This window comes from Sanguibacter massiliensis (genome assembly GCF_900240335.1).
In the GTDB taxonomy this organism is placed as follows: Bacteria; Actinomycetota; Actinomycetes; order Actinomycetales; family Cellulomonadaceae; genus Flavimobilis; species Flavimobilis massiliensis.
On the sequence record NZ_LT964979.1, the window covers coordinates 654,994 to 675,394 of the forward strand.

Here is a 20,401-nt window from a genome sequence, read left to right on the forward strand (position 1 = left end):
CATGGCACGCCCCACCCCCCTGTCCGGATTTCCTGAGTGGCGCCCTGACGGGCGTGTCGTCGAGCAGCACGTCCTCGACGTCCTGCGCGAGACCTTCGAGCTCCACGGCTTCGCGGGCATCGAGACGCGGGCGGTCGAGCCGCTCGACCAGCTGCTCCGCAAGGGTGAGACCTCCAAGGAGGTCTACGTGCTGCGTCGCCTCCAGGAGGAGGAGGGGGCTGAGCCGGACAAGCAGCTCGGCCTGCACTTCGACCTCACGGTGCCGTTCGCGCGCTGGGTCCTCGAGAACGCGGGCCACCTCGCGTTCCCGTTCAAGCGCTACCAGATGCAGAAGGTGTGGCGCGGCGAGCGTCCCCAGGACGGCCGGTTCCGGGAGTTCCTCCAGGCTGACGTCGACGTCGTGGGCGACGGCGAGCTGCCCTACCACTACGAGGTCGAGCTGCCGCTCGTCATGGCCGACGCCCTCGGCAGGCTGCGCGACATCGGCGTGCCCGAGGTGCGCATCCTCGTCAATAACCGCAAGGTCGCCGAGGGCTTCTACCGCGGGCTCGGGCTCGATGACGTCGAGGCTGTCCTGCGGTCGATCGACAAGCTCGACAAGATCGGGCCCGACGCCGTCGCGGAGCTGCTCGCCGCGGAGGCTGGCGCGAGCGCGGCGCAGGCCGCCGCGTGCCTCGAGCTCGCCGCCATCAGCGGATCCGACGCGACGGTCGTCGATCGCGTGCGCGCTCTCGCCGAGCAGCACGGCGCGGTGACCGAGCTCCTCGAGGAGGGGCTCACCGAGCTCGGTGCGCTCGTCGCGGCCGCTGCAGTGCGCGCCCCGGGGGTCGTCGTCGCGGACATGAAGATCGCTCGCGGCCTCGACTACTACACGGGCTCCGTCTACGAGACGCTGCTCGTCGGGCACGAGAGTCTCGGCTCGATCTGCTCGGGCGGTCGCTACGACACGCTCGCCTCGGACGGCAAGCGCACGTTCCCCGGTGTCGGGCTCTCGATCGGCGTCTCACGTCTCGTGTCGCGTCTCCTGTCCGACGGGCTCGTCGTCGCGTCCCGCGGCGTGCCGAGCGCTGTGCTCGTCGCGGTGAACGACGAGGCCGAGCGGTCAGTCTCCGACGACGTTGCCGCCGCGCTGCGGGCCCGCGGCATCGCGTGCGAGGTCGCGCCGAGCGCCGCGAAGTTCGGCAAGCAGATCCGTTACGCCGACCGTCGCTCGATCCCGTTCGTCTGGTTCCCGCCGACGCCCGAGCACACGCGCGCGGACGGCTCCGTCGTGCCCGCGCAGGGGCATCAGGTCAAGGACATCCGCTCGGGCGAGCAGGTCGACGCGGACGCGTCGTCGTGGGCCCCGCCCGCGGCCGACGCCCGCCCGACCGTCCGGGCGGCCACCGCCTGATCCAGGCTCATCCGCGGGCCCCGGCCGAGGAAACGGCTGGGGTCCGCGCCTGTCGCGTCCTAGGATGGACCGACGTGCGTGCCGCCCGCGGCTCGCTCTCCTCCGGCGCCGCCCCGTCTCGGCGGACCGCCCCCAGACTTCCCGGAAGGAAGATCCCAGTGCTCCGCACACACCCCGCCGGCTCCCTCAGGGCCGAGCACGCAGGTCAGACCGTCACCCTCACGGGCTGGGTCGACCGACGCCGCGACCACGGTGGCGTCGCCTTCATCGACCTGCGTGACGCCTCGGGCATCGCCCAGGTCGTCATCCGTGACGAGGCCGTCGCGCACCCGCTGCGCGCCGAGTTCGTCCTCCAGGTGACGGGCACAGTCAACGCTCGCCCCGACGGCAACGAGAACACGAACCTCTCGACCGGTGCGATCGAGGTCGTCGCCGAGACGGTCGTCGTCCTCAACGAGTCGGCGCCGCTGCCGTTCCAGGTCTCGACCGCGCTCGACGGCACCGAGCAGATCGGTGAGGAGGCACGCCTGCGCCACCGCTACCTCGACCTGCGTCGTCCCGCGCCGGCCGCCGCCCTGCGCATGCGCGCGAAGGCGAACGCGGCGGCGCGCCGCGTGCTCGACCGCCACGAGTTCGTCGAGATCGAGACGCCGACGCTCACCCGTTCGACGCCCGAGGGTGCGCGCGACTTCCTCGTGCCCGCACGCCTCGCGCCGGGCTCCTGGTACGCGCTTCCGCAGTCGCCGCAGCTCTTCAAGCAGCTGCTCATGGTCGCCGGCATGGAGCGCTACTACCAGATTGCGCGCTGCTACCGCGACGAGGACTTCCGCGCCGACCGGCAGCCGGAGTTCACGCAGCTCGACGTCGAGATGAGCTTCGTCGAGCAGGACGACGTCATCGAGGTCGCCGAGGAGATCCTCGTCGAACTCTGGCGCCTCGGCGGCCACGAGATCTCGCTGCCCATCCCGCGCATGACGTTCAAGGACGCCATGGAGCGCTACGGCTCGGACAAGCCCGACCTCCGCTTCGGGCTCGAACTCGTCGACCTCACGGCGTACTTCGCCGACACGACGTTCCGCGTCTTCCAGGCCCCGTACGTCGGTGCGATCCGGTTCCCGGGTGGAGCGGCCACGCCGCGTCGTGGCTTCGACGCGTGGCAGGAGTGGGCCAAGCAGCGCGGCGCCCGGGGCCTCGCGTACGTGACGTTCGGCGAGGACGGCGAGCTCGGCGGGCCCGTCGCGAAGAACCTCTCCGACGCTGAGCGTTCCGGGCTCGCGGCGGCGACCGGTGCGGAGCCGGGCGACGCGGTGTTCTTCGCCGCGGGTCGCGCGAGCGACTCGCGCGCGCTCCTCGGTGCCGCGCGTCTCGAGGTCGGCCGCAAGGCCGGGCTCATCGACGAGTCGGCGTGGGCGTTCGTGTGGGTCGTCGACGCGCCGCTGTTCAAGCCCACGGGCGAGGACGACGACGTCGCGGTCGGTGAGGGTGCGTGGACGGCCGTCCACCACGCCTTCACGTCGCCGACTCCGGAGTGGATCGACACGTTCGAGGAGAACCCGGGCGAGGCACTCGCGTACGCGTACGACATCGTTTGCAACGGCAACGAGATCGGCGGCGGATCGATCCGTATCCACCGCCGTGACGTGCAGGAGCGGGTCTTCCGCATGATGGGCATCGGCGAGGCCGAGGCGCAGGAGAAGTTCGGCTTCCTCCTCGACGCGTTCAAGTTCGGCGCCCCGCCGCACGGCGGCATCGCGTTCGGCTGGGACCGTATCCTCATGCTCCTCACGGGCTCGGAGTCGATCCGCGACGTCATCGCGTTCCCGAAGTCGGGTGGCGGCTACGACCCGCTCACGCAGGCTCCCGCGCCGATCACGGCGCAGCAGCGCAAGGAGGCGGGCGTCGACGCGAAGCCCGCCGCCCCGAAGGCGGAGGCTGCCCCGGCCGACGCTCCCACCGGGGCCTGACAGCTGACAGGCCCGCAGCGCGGGCCTGTCAGACCCTCGCGACGGACGCCATGGTGCGCACATGACGTGCGCACCATGGCGTCGTCGTGTCCGCGGCGACCGGTCCGGTGTCGATCACGGACGTCGTCCGGGGCGATCGTCGTTGGAGTTGGGCGCCGCCGGGGTGCGGCGTCAGACGATGCGGCGCGGGACCTGTGCACCCTGCGTGAACGCAGGGTGACGACGCGCCTCGTCGTCGGGCAGGAGCTCGAAGAAGGGCGCATGGGGACGCCGGCGGGCGTGTCGCCACCACACGAGCCCGAGGACGACGAGCGCGACGACCGAGACGACCCAGTGCTGCCCCGCGACGACCGTCCACGCGCGGATCTCCTCGAGCCGCAGCCCGGGATCACGCACCCCGAACGCCCGGCCCCGCGCCCGCAGGGCGAACCCCCACCACAGCACCTCGTAAGCCACGAGGGCGGCGGTCGGGACGACGAGCCAACGCCTGTGACGGCGGTGCGTCGCGGCGTCACGCTCGTAGGCGGCCTCGAGCAGGGCGTTGCGCTGCTCGACGAGCGCCCTCGCCGCAGCGCGCTCCGCCGCGTCGCGTGCGGACCGCTCGCGTGCGACCCGCTCGTCGTCGGCCCGCGCCTGCTCGACCCAGGTCCGCCCGGCCCCGAGCGTGTCGTCGGCGCCGTACCGCATCGTCAGTGCTCCAGGCCGAAGCGTTCATGCAGCCTGCGCAGCGGCGCAGGCGCCCACCAGTTGTACGTCCCGAGCAGCGTCATCGTCGCCGGCACGAGGAGCATCCGGACGAGGGTCGCGTCGAGCGCCACGGCGAAGGCGAGGGCGAACCCGACCTCCTTGATGACGAGCAACTCGCCGAAGACGAAGCCTGCGAAGACGACGACGATGATCGCGGCGGCCGACGTGATGATGCGGCCGGACCGCTGGAGTCCGAGTCGCACGGCCTTCTCCGACTCATGACCAGCGTCGACGAGCTCCTTGATCCGGGCGAGCAGGAAGACCTCGTAGTCCATCGCGAGGCCGAACGCGAACGCGAGCACGAGCGCGAAGACGTACGTCTCGATCCCGCCCGTCGACGTGAAGCCGAGGATCCCCTCGAGCCACCCGTCCTGGAACGCAAGGACGAGCACGCCCGTTGACGCGGCGAGGGAGAGCCCGTTCGTGAGCAACGCCTTGACGGGGACGACGAGCGAGCCGGTCATGAGGAACAGCAGGATGAGGGTCGCGACGACGACGATGCCGACCGCCCAGGGGGCCCGGGAGGTGAGGGCGTCGAGGAAGTCGACCTGGTTGGCGGCCTGTCCCGTCACCCACGCGCGGTGGGGCGGGTCGAGCTCGCGCAGGTCGTGGACGGCGGCGACGGACTCGGGGCCGCCGGCGTCGTCGTCGGTCGTGTCGACCGCAAGGACCGCGTAGGCACCGAGCGCGGACGGACCGCGCACCTCAGCGACCCGCGGGAGCGCTTCGATGTCGGGGATCCAGGCGGCCGCCTCCTCGAGGGTGCCGTCGACGACGACGACGAGGTCGGACCCGGACGTTGCGGGGTACTCGGCCGAGAGCTGCTCGACGAACTGCCGCTGGCTGTCGGACGCGGGCAGCAGGTCGACTCCGGAGTTGCGCAGGTGGAGGTGGCCGAGAGGGAGGGCCATCGCAACGAGGAGGGAGACGCAGCCGACGAGCACCCACCACGGGTGCTTCTGGACGCGTGCTGCCCAGCGCGAGAAGACACCCTCGTCGCTCTCGACGTCAGCCGTGCGGGCGAGCACGCCTGCGAGCCACGGGACGCGGGTGAGGACCCCGGGCCGCTCGATCCGCGCTCCGGCGACGAGGAGGAGCGCCGGGACGAGGGTGAGGGCGGTCGCGACCGAGATGAGGACAATGGCGAGGCCGGCAAGGCCGATCGACCGCAGGATCGACGGGTCGAAGACGACGAGGCCGGCGATCGAGATGGCGACGGTGAGGGCCGAGAACGCGACGGTGCGGCCCGCGGTGGACATCGTGCGGACGAGTGCGACGTGGACGGCGCCGTCGCCGCGGCGGCGACGCATGCCGCCCGTGGCTTCCTGGGTCCGTGCGAGCGCGAGCTCTTCGCGGTAGCGGGAGACGATGAGGAGCCCGTAGTCGATCGAGAGCCCGATCGAGAGGAGGGTGACGACGTTGACGATGGAGGAATCGACGTCGATGACGTATGTGAGGCCGTAGATGACGCCGAGGCCCGCGCCGATCGATGCGATCGCCCCGACCATGGGCATCGAGGCGGTGAGGAAACCGCCGAAGACGAGGACCATGATGATGAGCGCGACCGGCAGCGCAACGACCTCGCCCGTGACGAGGTCGGCCTTCACCTGGTCGGTGACGGCCTCGACGACGAGGCTCGTCCCGCCGACGAGCGTCGTGGCGCCGGGGACCGCTGCGACGAGCGCGTCGTCGGCGGTGGCGAACGCCGCGACGACGGCGTCCTCCGCGGCTGCGCGCGCGTCGTCGTCGAGGGTCGGGTCGAGCTCGGCGACCATGACGAAGCCGTTGCCGGACACGGCGAGCAGGGGCGCCGCGGCAGGGTTCGCGATGCCGTCGGGCAGCGCGTACGGGTCGACGACGGAGGCGACACCGGATACAGCGGCGACGGCGGCCCTCACGCTCTCGACGGCGGCCGGAAGCGCGTCGTCAGCGGGGTCGACGCCCGAGACCATCATCGTGAGGGTCGGCCCGGTCGTCGTGTTCTCCGCGAGGATCCGGCTGCCCTCGGCGCTCTCGGACCCGGTGACGGCTGGCTCGCCGGTGGACAGCCGGTCGAAGAGGCTGCCACCGCCGGTCCCGAGGAGCGCGATGCCTGCGCCGAGGAGCGCCACGAGCGCCCAGACGACGAGGGCGCGGCGCGGGTGGCGGATGAGGCTGCGGCCGAGGGATGCGAACACTGAGCCACTATCCCATCGCGACGAGGGCGTTCGCCACGAGCAGGGGTGGTCCGAGCGCGGGTGCGGAGCGCCGTAGGCTCGGGCCATGGACCTGTTCGAGACCGCTGGGACGGATGTCGCGGGCGTTCCGGAGCCGTCGCGTGGGGCTCCTCTTGCGGTGCGGATGCGACCCCGTTCGCTCGACGAGGTGGCCGGGCAGGCGCACCTGCTTGTGCCGGGCTCGCCGCTACGGCGTCTCGTCGAGTCTGGGGAGGCCTCAGGGCGCGCCGCGCCGTCGTCGGTCGTCCTGTGGGGGCCCCCGGGGACGGGGAAGACGACGCTCGCGTACCTCGTGGCACGGGCGTCGGGCCGACGCTTCGTCGAGCTGTCGGCGGTGACGGCGGGCGTCAAGGACGTGCGGACGGTCGTCGAGGACGCGCGGCGCAGGCTCGTGGCGGGCGGCGAGGAGACGGTGCTCTTCGTCGACGAGGTCCATCGGTTCTCGCGGACGCAGCAGGACGCGTTGCTGCCGAGCGTCGAGAACAGGTGGGTGACGCTCGTCGCGGCGACGACGGAGAACCCGAGCTTCTCGGTGAACTCCCCGCTGCTGTCGCGCTCGCTCCTGCTTACTCTGCAACCTCTTGCGGAGGACGACGTGCGGACGCTCGTCGAGCGGGCCGTGTCCGACGAGCGGGGGCTCGGCGGGGAGGTCTCACTCGACGAAAACGCGCTCGAGCATCTGCTGCGTCTCGCTGGCGGTGACGCGCGCAAGGCGCTCACCGTGCTCGAGGCGGCGGCGGGGTCTGCGCTCGAGGAGCGCGGGACGGGCGCGACGGTCGATCTGGCGACGGTCGAGAAGGCGGTCGACGTCGCGGCCGTGCGGTACGACCGGGCGGGGGACCAGCACTACGACGTCGTCTCGGCGTTCATCAAGTCGATCCGCGGCTCGGACGTCGACGCGGCGCTCCACTACCTGGCGCGGATGATCGTCGCGGGGGAGGACCCGCGGTTCATCGCGCGGCGCCTTGTCATCTCTGCGGCGGAGGACGTCGGGCTCGCGGACCCGAGCGCGTTGCAGACGGCGACGGCGGCGGCTCAGGCGGTGGCGCTCATCGGGATGCCGGAGGGGCGGATCGTCCTCGCGGAGGCCGTCGTGCACCTCGCGACGGCGCCGAAGTCGAACGCTGCGTACCTTGGGATCGACGCGGCGATCGCGGACGTGCGCGCGGGGCGGGCCGGTACGGTGCCGACACACCTGCGAGATGCGCACTACGCGGGTGCGCAGCGGATCGGGCACGGTCAGCAGTATGTGTACGCGCACGACGAGCCGCATGCGGTCGCGGCGCAGCAGTACCTGCCCGACACGCTCGTGGGCCGTCGCTACTACGAGCCGACGGACCGTGGCTTCGAGCGGCAGGTGGGTCCGCGGCTCGACGCGGTGCGTGACATCCTCGCCCGAGCCCCCCGTCCCGCCGACTCGTAGGTGCTGAGCACCGTCGAACGGTGCTGGGGGCCTACGTGTCGGGGTGGTCGGGGATGGGGAGGGGATCGGGTACGATAGACAGGTTGCCCTAGCGGGCACGCCTGGGACCTCGGCCCTGACACTGCTCCTGACCTCGCGTCGGAGGGCTGTGCGTCGGCTGGTCCCGCACCCGGTCGCCCGGGTGTGACGTCAATATCCCACGACAGGATGGAATCACCGTGTCCTCTGTGACCCGTTCGCGCCGCCAGGTGCGTCTGAGCCGTGCCCTCGGCATCGCGCTCACCCCCAAGGCCGTCAAGCACTTCGAGAAGCGCCCCTACCCCCCGGGTGAGCACGGCCGCGCCCGCCGCCGCACCGAGTCGGACTACGCGGTCCGTCTCCGTGAGAAGCAGCGTCTCCGCGCCCAGTACGGCCTCCGCGAGAAGCAGATGGCCCGCGCATTCGAGGTCGCCAAGAAGGACGCCGGCCTCACCGGTGAGGCTCTCGTCGAGATCCTCGAGATGCGCCTCGACGCCCTCGTCCTCCGCGCCGGCTTCGCCCGCACGATCCTTCAGGCCCGCCAGGCCGTCGTGCACCGCCACATCCTCGTCGACGGCAAGATCGTCGACCGCCCCTCGTTCCAGGTGAAGCCGGGCCAGACGGTCCAGGTCAAGCCGAAGAGCCAGGCCACCGTCCCGTTCCAGGTCGCCGCCGCCGGTGCGCACCGTGACGTCCTCCCGGCCGTCCCCGCGTACCTCGACGTCCAGCTCGAGAAGCTCTCCTTCTCCCTGGTGCGTCGCCCCAAGCGCGCCGAGGTCCCCGTGACCGCCGAGGTCCAGCTCGTCGTCGAGCACTACTCGCGCTGATCAGCCCGAGCATCACGTCGGACGCCCCGCCGCTGCCTCGCAGCGCGCGGGGCGTCCGCATTCCCGCCCCCGCCCCCACCCCCGTCCGCGCCGCGTCCACGCCGGCGTCCACGTCCGAGGAATCCGCGCAGATGGTCGCTGGGAGTGGACATCAGTGCGGATTCCCGGAAGAACTCCGTGTGGGTGGCAGCAGCCTCGTTCGGCGTGCTCGTTCGCACGGCCGTTGAAGTGCCGCTGCAGGTAGAGTTGCCGGGTGCCCCGTCACGGGGCTCCCGCACCGGAAGGAAGCACCGATGACCTCGCTCGGAGACGTGGCCGGACTCATCGCCGCGATCGCGTTCGTCCTGCTCGTCGGGCTGCTCGCCGTGCCGCTGCTCAAGCTGGGCCGCGTGCTCGACGAGACGCGCGACGCGGTGCGTGAGCTCACGGACCACACGCTGCCGATCCTCGACGAGGCGACGACGACGGTCGCGGAGACGAACGTCCAGCTCGCGAAGGTCGACACCGTGACGACGTCGGCCGCACAGGTCGCCGAGAATGTCTCGGCGCTTACGGGCCTCTACGCCTCGGTGCTCGGCGGCCCAGTCATCGCTGTCGCGAGCACGCTCCACGGCGCGCGCAAGGCATCGGCGCGTGCGCTCGCGCGCGTGCGGGGCCTCGACCCGGACGACGCCGCACCGGCGAGCCCGGCCCCGGACCTGCGCGGACGACGGGGGAACACCCGATGAAGCGGCTCTTCTGGGTCGCCGTCGGCGCAGGCGTCACGGTGCTCGCCGTGCGCAAGGCCACCGAGCTGCGCGAGCGCTACAGCCCGCCCGCGGTCGTCGACCGCGCGGTCAAGGGCGCGACGGCACAGGCGACGACGTTCGTGGGCCGCGTGCGTGAGGCCGCTGCGGCGTTCGGCGGCGACCTGGTCGAGGCCCGCGACCGCCGTGAGGCCGAGCTCCACGGGGCGCTCGCCGCCGAGGGCCGGGCGCCCGCCGACCGCACGGACGCCCGGGGCCAGGCCCGCCACCTGCGCGAGCAGGCGCGCACCGCGGCACGCTGGGGCGCGGAGCCGGTCGACCCGGCGTCGTCGGGCGGGGACTTCCCGGGCCGCACGACGCGGATCGACGACGAGGACGACCTCCCGTACTCCTTCTAGGGCCCTCCGGGGCCCTACCCTTGACCTTCGGCGCCCGAGCGCCGACCCATGCACGACCACCAGACACACGAGGACACCATGCGTACCGCCGACATCCGCCAGCGTTGGCTCGATCACTTTGAGGCCCGCGGCCACCACATCGCGCCGAGCGCCTCGCTCATCTCGCCGGACCCGTCGCTGCTCTTCACGGTCGCAGGCATGGTGCCGTTCATCCCGTACATCATCGGCACCGAGCCGGCGCCACACCCGCGCATCGCGTCGGTGCAGAAGTGCATCCGCACGAACGACATCGAGAACGTCGGCCGCACGACGCGCCACGGCACGTTCTTCCAGATGAACGGTAACTTCTCGTTCGGCGACTACTTCAAGGAAGGCGCGATCGACCTCGCGTGGGAGCTCCTCACGGGCTCGCAGGACGCGGGAGGCTACGGCTTCGACGGTGACCGCATGTGGGTGACGCTGTGGGACGAGGACACGGAGTCGTTCGACGTCCTCACGCGCAAGATCGGCATCGACCCGAAGCACATCGTGCGCCTGCCGCGCGAGGAGAACTTCTGGGACACGGGCCAGCCCGGTCCGGCCGGGCCATGCGCGGAGTTCCACTACGACCGCGGCCCTCAGTACGGCCCCGAGGCTGTCGGCGGTGACGTCGACCCGGGCGGCGACCGCTACCTCGAGATCTGGAATCTCGTCTTCGACCAGTTCCTCCGCGGTGAGGGGACGGGCAAGGACTACCCGCTCGTGCGGGAGCTCGACCAGAAGGCCATCGACACGGGCGCGGGCCTTGAGCGCATGGCGTTCCTCCTGCAGGACAAGCAGAACATGTACGAGATCGACGAGGTCTTCCCCGTCATCGCGGCGACGCAGGAGCTCACGGGCAAGGCCTATGGCCAGGGCGGCGAGGACGACGTGCGCATGCGCGTCATCGCCGACCACGTGCGGTCCTCGCTCATGCTCGTCGGCGACGGCGTGCGCCCGTCGAACGAGGGGCGTGGCTACGTGCTGCGCCGTCTGCTGCGTCGTGCGGTGCGTTCGCTGCGGCTGCTCGGCGTGCAGGAGTCCGTGCTTCCGCAGCTGCTGCCGGTGTCGCGTGACCTCATGATGGCGTCGTACCCGGAGATCGGCGCGGACTTCGACCGCATCGCGGACGTCGTCTACGGCGAGGAGGACGCGTTCCTCCGGACGCTCGCGTCGGGCACGACGATCCTCGACACCGCGGTGGCGAAGGCCGTCAAGGCCGCGGGGGACGGCACCCCCGTCCTCGGCGGCGGCGAGGCGTTCGCGCTCCACGACACGTACGGCTTCCCGATCGACCTCACGCTCGAGATGGCGGCGGAGCACGGCGTCCAGGTCGACGAGCCTGCATTCCGTGCACTCATGGCGGAGCAGAAGGCGCGTGCGCGGGCCGACGCGGTCGCGAAGAAGTCCGGGCACACGGACGTCGCGGCGTGGGAGGCCATCAAGGCGGAGATGTCCGCGCCCGTCGCGTTCCTCGGCTACACGGAGGCGTCGGCGCGCGGCACGGTCGTCGGGCTGCTCGTCGACGGTGTCCCGTCGCCGGCGGCGACGGCGCCGGCGAACGTCGAGATCGTGCTCGACCGCACCCCGTTCTACGCGGAGGCCGGTGGCCAGCTCGCGGACGAGGGCGTCATCCGCCTCGACGGCGGTGCGGTCGTCGAGGTCGATGACGTGCAGGCGCCCATCAAGGGTCTCAACGTCCACCGTGGTCGTCTCGTCGACGGCACCCTCACGGTCGGGGAGTCGGGCGAGGCGACGATCGACACCGCCCGGCGCGGGGCGATCGCGCGTGCTCACTCGGCGACGCACCTCATCCACAAGGCGCTGCAGGAGTCGCTCGGCAAGGATGCGACGCAGGCGGGCTCGGAGAACGCGCCGAGCCGCATCCGCTTCGACTTCCGTCGCGGCTCAGCCGTCCCGGGCTCGGCTCTCGCCGAGATCGAGGAGCGCGTCAACTCTCGTCTCCAGGAGGACCTCGAGGTCACCGAGGCGATCATGACGCTTGACGAGGCGCGCGCCTCAGGCGCGATGGCGCTCTTCGGCGAGAAGTACGGCGAGCGGGTGCGCGTCGTCTCGATCGGTGGCGACTGGTCGCGCGAGCTGTGCGCGGGCACGCACGTGCAGCGTTCGGGCGAGCTCGGTCTCGTGACGCTCCTCGGCGAGTCGTCGATCGGCTCGGGCGTGCGGCGTGTCGACGCCCTCGTCGGGGCGGGCGCGTACGCGTCACACGCGAAGGAGCGCGCGATCGTCGGCCAGGTCTCCGGGCTTCTCGGGGCGCGTGGCGAGGAGGTCGTCGACCGGGTCGCGAGTCTCATGTCGCGCCTCAAGGACGCGGAGAAGGAACTCGCCGCGCTGCGGCAGGCGCAGCTGCTCGCGGTCGCCGGCACGCTCGCATCGTCGGCGGTCGATGCCGCGGGTGTGCGGGTCGTCGCGCACGACGCGGGCGAGGTCTCGGGGGCGGACGACCTGCGTGCGCTCGCGCTCGACGTCCGTGGCCGTCTCGGCGACTCGTCGGGGGCGGTCGTCGCTGTCGCAGGCGTGTCGGGCGGTCGTCCGCTCGTCGTCGTGGCGACGAATGCGGCCGCCCGCGAGGCGGGCGTGCGTGCAGGTGCGCTCGTCAAGGCTGCGACTGCCGTTCTCGGTGGAGGTGGCGGTGGCAAGGACGACCTCGCGCAGGGTGGTGGCTCGGACGCGTCCGCCGTGCCGGCAGCGCTCGAGGCTGTGACGGCGAGCGTCGCCGCGCGATGAGCGACGCACTTCCGCGGGGTGCTCGTCTCGGGGTCGACGTGGGCTCGGTCCGCGTCGGCCTCGCGGCGAGCGACCCCGACGGGCTCGTCGCGACTCCCGTCGAGACGCTCGCGCGCGACGGGGAGCATGCCGACGGCACGGTCCCGGCGGATCTTGTGAGGATCGCTTCCGAGGTCGGTGAACGCGCCGCAAGCGTGGTGTACGTTGGCTTGCCGAGGCACCTCAAGGGAACCGAGGGCGCCGCTGCCGAGGCCGCGCGTCACTATGCGGAGCGGCTCGCGTCGCTCGTGGCTCCCGTCGAGGTTCGTCTTGTCGACGAACGCATGACGTCCGTCTCAGCCCACCAGGCGCTCCACGCGTCGGGTCGTGCCGGCCGGAAACATCGTGCGGTCGTCGACCAGGTAGCAGCTGTCATCATCCTGCAGACCGCCCTCGACGGCGAGCGTGCGAGCGCCCGTCGTCCAGGCATCCTCGTCGACGTCCCCGCCCCGACCGACGACTGAGCACGAAGGACCACGCGTGACCGACCTGTTCTCCCAGCCCGAGCCCCGCGCGCCCCAGGCACCGCAGCCTGCGCGTTCCCGTGCTGCGAGCCGGAACAACCCCGCTGCTCGCCGCCGTCGCAAGCAGCGGCGGATGCGCCTCGCCGTCATCATCGTGGCTGCTCTTGTCGTGGTCGGCGGGACGGGCGTCTTCCTCGCTGGCAAGCTGCCCGAGCTGTTCTCGACGGAGAAGGTCGTCGCGGACTACCCGGGGCCGGGCAGCGGTGAGGCTCTCGTCAAGGTTCCCCGTGGGGCGTCGAACTCGGCGATCGGCGCGGCGCTCGTCGACGCGGGCGTCGTGAAGTCGCAGGAGGCTTTCGCGGAGGCGCTGAGCGCGCACGCGACGGCGCAGGGTAAGGCGGCGGTCCTCAGCTACGGCACGTACTCGCTCAAGGAGGGCATGACGGCGAAGGACGCGCTCGCCGCGATGCTCGACCGCAAGAACCTCAAGCAGGACGGGGTGACGATCCCCGAGGGACGTACGGTGAGTGCGACGTTCGACCGACTCTCGTCGGTGACGGGCATTCCTGTCGAAGAGTTCGAGAAGGCCGCTGAGGACCCGGCGGCACTGGGCCTTCCCGACGTGGCCGGCGGCAAGCTCGAGGGCTGGCTGGCTCCGGCGACGTATCCCTTCGAGGAGGGAACGACGGCTGCGGAGCTCCTCTCGACGATGATCGCGAAGCAGGTGACCGTGCTCGGTGACCTCAAGATTGACCTCGAGGATGCGCAGGCGGTGCTCACGAAGGCGTCGCTCGTCGAGGCTGAGGCTCCTGCGGACGCGCGCGGCAAGGTCGCACGGGTCATCGAGAACCGGTTGGCGATCAACAAGCCGTTCGAGTTCGACTCGACGATCCATTACATCAAGGGCGAGCGCAGCGACGACATGACGACGACTGCTGACGACCGTGCCGTCGACAACCCGTACAACACGTACAAGTACCCTGGCCTGCCGCCGGGACCGATCGGCTCGCCGGGCAAGGCAGCGCTCGAGGCCGTGCTCGACCCGACGCCCGGAGAGTGGTTGTTCTTCGTCACGGTCAACGGCGACACCGGTGAGACGGTGTTCTCCAACACGTACCCGGAGCACCTGGTTCAGCAGGAGCGATACCGCGAGTGGCTGCGTGAGTTCCACGCTCGTGAGAGCGCGAAGGCGACCGAAGAGACATCCGAGTGACCCGTGCGGGCGTCCTCGGTCATCCGATCAAGCACTCGCTGTCGCCGGTCCTTCACCGTGCCGCCTACGTGGCTCTCGGGCTTGACTGGGAGTACGACAGGCACGACGTCACGGAGGACGAGCTCGGCGCGTTCCTTGCCGCGTGCGGTCCGGAGTGGGCAGGGCTGAGCCTCACGATGCCGCTCAAGCAGACGGTGCTCGGTCTGTGCGACCACGTCGAGCCTCTCGCCGAGGTCGTCGGTGCGGTCAACACGGTGCTGCTGCAGCGATCGGGTCGTGTGCGCACCGTCGTCGGCGCGAACACAGACGTCCACGGGATCGTTGCGGCGCTCCGAGAGGCGGGCTACAACTCTCCCGAGGGTCGGCCGGCCCGGGCCGTCGTGCTCGGCGCCGGGGCGACGGCAGCCTCGACGCTCGCCGCCCTCGGTGAACTCGGCATCACGGACCCGCTCGTGCTCGTGCGGTCGCTCGCACGCACGGGATCGCTGCGTCGTGCGGCGCACCGCATGGGTGTTGAGCCGACATTCGGGCAGCTCGAGGACGCGCCACGGGCCCTCGTCGGCGCGGACATCGTCGTCTCGACCGTGCCCGGTGCGGGGGCCGACGCCGTCGCGGACGCGCTCGACGCCCGATGCGAGAACGTCGGGGGAGTACTGCTCGACGTCGTCTACGACCCGCGACCGACGGCGCTCCAGGCGGCGTGGCGCCGCCTCGGCGGCGTCGACGCACCGGGGGAACGCATGCTTCTCCACCAGGCGGCCGAGCAGGTGCGCCTCATGACGGGCCACGTGCCGCCGCTCGAGGCCATGAGCGACGCGCTCGAGGCGGAGCTCGCGCGGCGCGCTTGAACCCGCGACGTCGACCCGCGTCGTCTGGTGGTGCGCCCCGCGCACGTGTGGATCGTGTAATGAGCGTCTCGTTCGCTTGAGTGGGGGCCGCCTGCTGCCGATAACCCGAGGTGCACCATCGACGGTGCGACGGGAGGACGGCAGACATGAAGCAGCTCGGTGAGATCCTGCTCGAAGAGGGCCTCGTCGACGAGGCCCAGCTCATGCACGCGCTCGACGTGCAGATCGAACGCGGGTCGTCGCTCGGGCGAGTCCTCGTCGAGCTGGGCATCCTCTCGGAGGAGGACCTCGTCCGCGCGCTCGCTCAGCAGGTGGGGCTCGAGTACGTGGATCTTGACGAGTTCACGGTCGACCGTGCAGCGGTCGCTCTGCTCCCCGAGTCGCTGTGCCGCCGCTACTTGCTGCTGCCGATCGCGTTCCGGGGCGACCATGTCGTCGTGGCGATGGCGGACCCGGGCAACGTCATGGCGCTCGACGACGTGCGGAGCCACGCGCGGATGCAGGTGACACCTGTCGTCGCCGCTCACGACAACCTGAGCCGGGCGATCGACCGGTACGTCCGTGCGGACCACGAGATCGACGAACTCGCTGGTGCCATGGAGGACGAGCAGCAGCAGGACGTCGAGCTCGACCTCTCGAAGCTCGGGAGCTCGGTCGACGACGACGCGCCCATCGTTCGCTACGTCAACCTTCTTGTGACGCAGGCGATCACCGACCGTGCGTCCGACATCCACATCGAGCCGACGGAGAAGGACCTGCGGGTCCGCTACCGCATCGACGGGGTGCTCCATGAGATGCAGCGGTCCCCGAAGGGGATCACCGCGGGCGTGATCTCGCGTGTGAAGATCCTCTCGGACATCGACATCGCGGAGCGGCGAAAGCCGCAGGACGGTCGCATGTCGGTGACCCACAACGGCAAGAAGATCGACCTGCGTGTGGCGACGCTGCCGACGGTGTGGGGCGAGAAGATCGTCATGCGTATCCTCGACAACTCCACGGCACGGCTCGACCTGCGTGACCTGTCGTTCAGCGACTCGAACTATGCGATCTACGAGGAGTCCTACAAGAAGCCGTACGGCATGATCCTCGTGACAGGGCCGACGGGCTCGGGCAAGTCGACGACGCTGTACGCGACGCTCAACGCGGTGTCGAAGCCTGAGATCAACGTCATCACGGTCGAGGACCCGGTCGAGTACCGGCTCGAGGGCATCAACCAGGTGCAGGTCAACCCGAAGGCGGGTCTGACGTTCGCGAGTGCGCTCCGCTCGATCCTGCGGTCGGACCCGGACGTTGTGCTGCTCGGTGAGATTCGTGACCACGAGACTGCGCAGATCGCGATCGAGGCGGCGCTTACGGGCCACCTCGTGCTGTCGACGCTCCACACGAACGACGCCCCGTCGGCGGTGACTCGTCTTGTCGAGATGGGGATCGAGCCGTTCCTCGTGGGCTCGGCGCTCGACTGCGTCGTCGCGCAGCGGCTTGCACGCAAGCTGTGCAACAAGTGCAAGGAACCCTATGTCCCGTCGGACGACGAGCTGACGGGTGCTCGCTTCCCCTGGGTTCCGGGGGATGAGAAGCCTCTCCTGCAGCGGCCGGGTGGGTGCACGACGTGCTCGGGCACAGGGTATCGGGGTCGGCTTGCCCTGCATGAAGTCATGCAGGTGACCGAGGCGATCGAACGTCACGCGGTGGCGGGGTCGTCGGCGGCAGATATCGCGCGCGAGGCGCAGGGTGCGGGAATGAAGACTCTGAGGCATGACGGCTGGGAGAAGGTCATTGAAGGTCGGACGACGATCGAGGAGATCCTTCGGGTCGTCGCGTGACTCAAGTCAGCGTCGCTGCCTGCCGATAACTGCTGCGGCGGTGCGCTCCGGCACCGTCGTCGACCACTGCGAGGCATACGTGGCTAGGATGTTTACCCCGGACGGAACCGGGACATCGCTGACCCCAGGGTGGACCCCCGGCGGCGCTGAAGCGGTCCGAGCGACTGCACCTGCACCTGCACCTGCACCTCAGCAGGCTTGGGCGACCGGGCCACGTGCTGAGGGCGCTGTCTCGCCGGCGATGCGGACAGTGACGAGGGCTGGGACTCAACCCGGCATCTCGTCGCAGAGCGCTGATCTCGAGAGTTTTGCGCAGGGGATCCACGACTCTGCTCATGCGGTTGCGCAGGAACATCAGCCGCGGTCGTTTGCCGCGCCAGGTGCGGCCCAGGGTCCGCGGCGCACGACGGGCTACGGCGCTGGTCCCGGGGGTCCAGACCGGCAAGGTCCAGCACCATCGACGACGGCCGTCGGTGGACCAGCCCTGCCGGTTGCTGGCGCACGACCCGCGACGGGCACCCGCCGCGTCGGTGCGCGGTTGTCGGGCGAGCAGGCGGGCCGCATCGACCTCGACCAGCTGTTGCGGTCGATCGGGTCGAACGGTGCCTCAGACCTCCACCTCACGGCTGACGCACCGCCGATGATGCGCCAGTCGGGCTCACTCACGGCAGTTCCCGGGTTTGAGCCGCTCACCGCGGAGGTGCTTCAGGACTCGCTCTTCCAGATCCTCACCCAGCGTCAGCGCGAGACCTTCGAGGAGAAGCTCGAGCTGGACTTCTCCTATCAGGTCCACAATGGACCTCGGTTCCGCGTGAATCTCTACCTGCAGCGGGAGAAGATCGGCGCGGCGTTCCGTGTCATCCCGTCGGAGATCAAGGCACTCGAAGAGCTCGGTGTGCCGCCGGTCGTCTCGACGTTCGCGGGGCTGCCTCGTGGTCTGGTGCTCGTCACGGGACCGACGGGCTCGGGCAAGTCGACGACGCTTGCGGGCATCATCGACCTCGCCAACCGGACGCGTGCCGAGCACATCATGTCGGTCGAGGATCCGATCGAGTTCCTCCACCATCACAAGAAGGCGATCGTCAACCAGCGTGAGGTGGGGGCGGACACGCACTCGTTCGCGGCGGCTCTCAAGCACGTGCTGCGCCAGGACCCGGACATCATCCTCATCGGTGAGCTCCGTGACCAGGAGACGATCTCGACGGCGCTCACCGCGGCTGAGACTGGTCACCTCGTCTTTGCGACGCTGCACACGCAGGACGCCGCGCAGACGATCGACCGCATCATCGACGTCTTCCCGGCGCACCAGCAGGCGCAGGTCCGCACGCAGCTCTCGGGCTCATTGCAGGCGGTCGTCTGCCAGACGCTGTGCAAGCGCGCGGACGGCCCTGGCCGTGTCGTGGCGACGGAGGTCATGGTCGCGACGCCGGGTGTGCGTAACCTCATCCGTGAGGGCAAGACCCACCAGATCCACTCGCAGATGCAGGCGGGTCGTGACCACGGCATGCACTCGATGGACCAGCACCTTGCGGATCTTGCCCGCCAGGGGCGCATCAGCTACGAGACCGGCCTCGACAAGTGCCACAACCCGGAGGAGTTCAACCGGCTCATGGGCCGGCCCTCGGGCGGCCGCGGCAGCATCACTGCGCACAACAACCAGTACGGGTTCCAGGAGGGCTGATGGCCGCGAAGAACGGCTCGAGCAACAGCGGTCTCGCGACGTTCGAATACTCGGTCCGCGATCCCAATGGCAACGTCGTCCGGGGACGTATCGAGGCTCGGGACAAGACTGCGGTTGCGTCGCGACTGCGTGAGATGAACCTCACGCCGCTCGTCGTCAACGAGGTCTCGACGACGGGTCTGCAGAAGGAGATCAACATCCCGGGCCTCTCGGGGCGGATCGATCTCAAGGACCTCGCGATCATGTCGCGACAGATGGCGACGATGGTCTCAGCGGGGCTCTCGTTGCTGCGGACGCTGACGACCCTTGCGGAGCAGACCGAGAACAAGGCGCTCGCCAAGATCCTCGCCCAGGTCCGTGGTGACGTCGAGGTCGGCTCGTCGTTGTCATCATCGTTCGCGAAGCACGACACGGTCTTCCCACCGATCATGATCAACATCGTCCGGGCGGGCGAGGTCGGCGGCTTCCTCGAGAAGTCGTTGCTCTCCGTCGCGAACAACTTCGAGGCCGAGGTCAAGCTTCGCGCGAAGATCAAATCGGCGATGACGTACCCGGTCGTCGTCCTCTTCATCGCGATCGCTGCGGTCATCGGCATGCTCCTCTTCATCGTCCCCGTGTTCGAGAACATGTTCGACGGGCTCGGTGGCGAGCTGCCTGCTCCGACACAGTTCCTCGTGCTGCTCTCGGGATGGATGAAGTGGCTCGCGCCGCTGCTCCTAGTTGTGGGCGTCGCCTTCTCGATCTGGTGGAGCAAGAACAAGAACGACGAGGCGGTCCGCGCGAAGGTCGACCCGTGGAAGCTCAAGCTGCCCGTGTTCGGCAAGCTCTTCACGAAGGTGGCGATCGCGCGCTTCACACGGAACTTCTCGACAATGCTCGGGGCGGGCGTGCCGATCCTCCAGGCGCTCGACATCGTCGGGCAGACGGCCGGCAACTATGTCATCGAGGACGCGCTCAAGGACGTCGCGCGCGCGGTCAAGACGGGGCAGTCCATCGGCGACCCGATGAGCCGTCACGACGTCTTCCCGCCGATGGTCACGCAGATGGTCGCGGTCGGTGAAGACTCCGGTGCGCTCGAGGTCATGCTCCAGAAGGTCTCGGAGTTCTACGACGACGAGGTCGAGGCGACGACGGAGCAGCTGACGGCCTTGCTCGAGCCCCTCATGATCGTGTTCCTCGGCGGGATCGTCGGCGGAATGATCGTCGCGCTCTACATGCCGATCTTCAAGATCTTCGACCTCATGGGCTGATCGTCGGGGCGAGGATTCCCGCTGAAATTCTCCCTCAAGTCTGGCCGAGAAGTGGCCGATAGCACTCGTGAAGCGGGAAGCCTGCTCGGCGGACCGCTCCACCACCACTCATCCTGAACTGCAAGGAGATCATCATGATCGCTCGCGTTTCCAAGGCTCTCGGCAAGAAGGACGGCGACAAGGGCTTCACCCTCGTCGAACTCCTCGTTGTCGTCATCATCATCGGCATCCTTGCCGCGATCGCCGTTCCGCTGTACCTCAACCAGCAGAACAAGGCGAAGGACTCGGCCGCGAAGGCTGACCTCTCGACGCTCCGCACGAACGTCGCTGTCGCGCTCTCGGAGAACCCGAACGCGACCGCTGTTGGCGTCTCGGCTGCGGGCAGTGTCGTCTCGATCGCGTCGACCGGTGGCTCCAACCCGGCCACCACGACGGTCAACCTCTCCGATGGTGTGACGCTCGGCACGCCGAACACGGTGACGATCTCTGCGGGGACCTTCACCCTGACGGTCGTCTCGGCGACTGGTACGTCGTTCCAGACCACCGAAGCAGGAACGATCGTCGAGCTTCCGTGATCTAACGGGG

The 20,401-nt window shown here is 70.0% G+C and carries 16 protein-coding genes; 14 read left to right on the forward strand and 2 right to left on the reverse strand.

Annotated features, from left to right (window positions below):
- The first annotated feature begins 1 nt into the window (after position 1).
- Both hisS and aspS read left to right on the forward strand, forming a co-directional pair.
- Positions 2–1,393 carry a histidine--tRNA ligase gene (gene hisS / locus C1729_RS03135; RefSeq protein ID WP_102508569.1) on the forward strand — a complete coding sequence of 464 codons (1,392 nt, stop codon included), beginning with the start codon at positions 2–4 and terminating at the stop codon, positions 1,391–1,393.
- Between the two features lie 158 nt (positions 1,394–1,551).
- On the forward strand, positions 1,552–3,357 hold the full coding sequence (gene aspS, locus C1729_RS03140) for an aspartate--tRNA ligase (RefSeq protein ID WP_102508570.1): 1,806 nt from the start codon (positions 1,552–1,554) through the stop codon (positions 3,355–3,357).
- A gap of 171 nt (positions 3,358–3,528) precedes the next feature.
- Here aspS and C1729_RS03145 read toward each other — a convergent pair whose 3' ends face one another.
- Together C1729_RS03145 and C1729_RS03150 are read right to left on the reverse strand one after the other, a co-directional pair.
- Positions 3,529–4,044 carry a hypothetical protein gene (locus tag C1729_RS03145; protein WP_102508572.1) on the reverse strand — a complete coding sequence of 172 codons (516 nt, stop codon included), beginning with the start codon at positions 4,042–4,044 and terminating at the stop codon, positions 3,529–3,531.
- A gap of 2 nt (positions 4,045–4,046) precedes the next feature.
- Positions 4,047–6,281 (reverse strand): MMPL family transporter, encoded by a 2,235-nt coding sequence (locus tag C1729_RS03150; RefSeq protein ID WP_242493695.1) that lies wholly within the window; start codon positions 6,279–6,281, stop codon positions 4,047–4,049.
- Between the two features lie 85 nt (positions 6,282–6,366).
- Here C1729_RS03150 and C1729_RS03155 point away from each other — a divergent pair, with 85 nt between their 5' ends.
- The 12 genes from C1729_RS03155 (at position 6,367) to C1729_RS14720 (ending at position 20,391) form a co-directional block, all read left to right on the forward strand.
- A complete protein-coding gene (locus C1729_RS03155; protein WP_102508576.1) occupies positions 6,367–7,743 on the forward strand; it encodes a replication-associated recombination protein A in 1,377 nt (458 codons plus the stop codon).
- 218 nt (positions 7,744–7,961) lie between these two features.
- Positions 7,962–8,588 carry a 30S ribosomal protein S4 gene (gene rpsD / locus C1729_RS03160; RefSeq protein ID WP_102508577.1) on the forward strand — a complete coding sequence of 209 codons (627 nt, stop codon included), beginning with the start codon at positions 7,962–7,964 and terminating at the stop codon, positions 8,586–8,588.
- A gap of 293 nt (positions 8,589–8,881) precedes the next feature.
- Complete coding sequence (locus tag C1729_RS03165) at positions 8,882–9,316, forward strand: DUF948 domain-containing protein (protein ID WP_102508579.1); 435 nt, start codon at positions 8,882–8,884, stop codon at positions 9,314–9,316.
- Positions 9,313–9,732 carry a hypothetical protein gene (locus C1729_RS03170; RefSeq protein ID WP_102508580.1) on the forward strand — a complete coding sequence of 140 codons (420 nt, stop codon included), beginning with the start codon at positions 9,313–9,315 and terminating at the stop codon, positions 9,730–9,732. Before C1729_RS03165 ends, C1729_RS03170 begins: the two co-directional genes overlap by 4 nt.
- A gap of 78 nt (positions 9,733–9,810) precedes the next feature.
- On the forward strand, positions 9,811–12,498 hold the full coding sequence (gene alaS, locus C1729_RS03175) for an alanine--tRNA ligase (RefSeq protein ID WP_102510484.1): 2,688 nt from the start codon (positions 9,811–9,813) through the stop codon (positions 12,496–12,498).
- Positions 12,495–13,001 carry a Holliday junction resolvase RuvX gene (gene ruvX / locus C1729_RS03180; RefSeq protein WP_102508582.1) on the forward strand — a complete coding sequence of 169 codons (507 nt, stop codon included), beginning with the start codon at positions 12,495–12,497 and terminating at the stop codon, positions 12,999–13,001. The genes alaS and ruvX overlap by 4 nt, the downstream gene beginning before the upstream one ends.
- Positions 13,002–13,017: 16 nt before the next feature.
- The gene (gene mltG / locus C1729_RS03185) at positions 13,018–14,214 is read left to right on the forward strand and encodes an endolytic transglycosylase MltG (protein WP_102508584.1); all 1,197 of its coding nucleotides are present in this window, start codon (positions 13,018–13,020) and stop codon (positions 14,212–14,214) included.
- Positions 14,205–15,062, forward strand: coding sequence for a shikimate dehydrogenase (locus tag C1729_RS03190; RefSeq protein ID WP_102508586.1), 858 nt, complete (start codon positions 14,205–14,207; stop codon positions 15,060–15,062). Before mltG ends, C1729_RS03190 begins: the two co-directional genes overlap by 10 nt.
- 146 nt (positions 15,063–15,208) lie before the next feature.
- On the forward strand, positions 15,209–16,885 hold the full coding sequence (locus C1729_RS03195) for a GspE/PulE family protein (RefSeq protein WP_102508588.1): 1,677 nt from the start codon (positions 15,209–15,211) through the stop codon (positions 16,883–16,885).
- Positions 16,886–17,423: 538 nt separating this feature from the next.
- A complete protein-coding gene (locus C1729_RS03200; RefSeq protein ID WP_277985800.1) occupies positions 17,424–18,566 on the forward strand; it encodes a type IV pilus twitching motility protein PilT in 1,143 nt (380 codons plus the stop codon).
- A complete protein-coding gene (locus C1729_RS03205) occupies positions 18,566–19,816 on the forward strand; it encodes a type II secretion system F family protein (RefSeq protein WP_102508592.1) in 1,251 nt (416 codons plus the stop codon). Before C1729_RS03200 ends, C1729_RS03205 begins: the two co-directional genes overlap by 1 nt.
- 134 nt (positions 19,817–19,950) lie before the next feature.
- The gene (locus C1729_RS14720; protein WP_102508593.1) at positions 19,951–20,391 is read left to right on the forward strand and encodes a prepilin-type N-terminal cleavage/methylation domain-containing protein; all 441 of its coding nucleotides are present in this window, start codon (positions 19,951–19,953) and stop codon (positions 20,389–20,391) included.
- Positions 20,392–20,401: the final 10 nt, after the last annotated feature.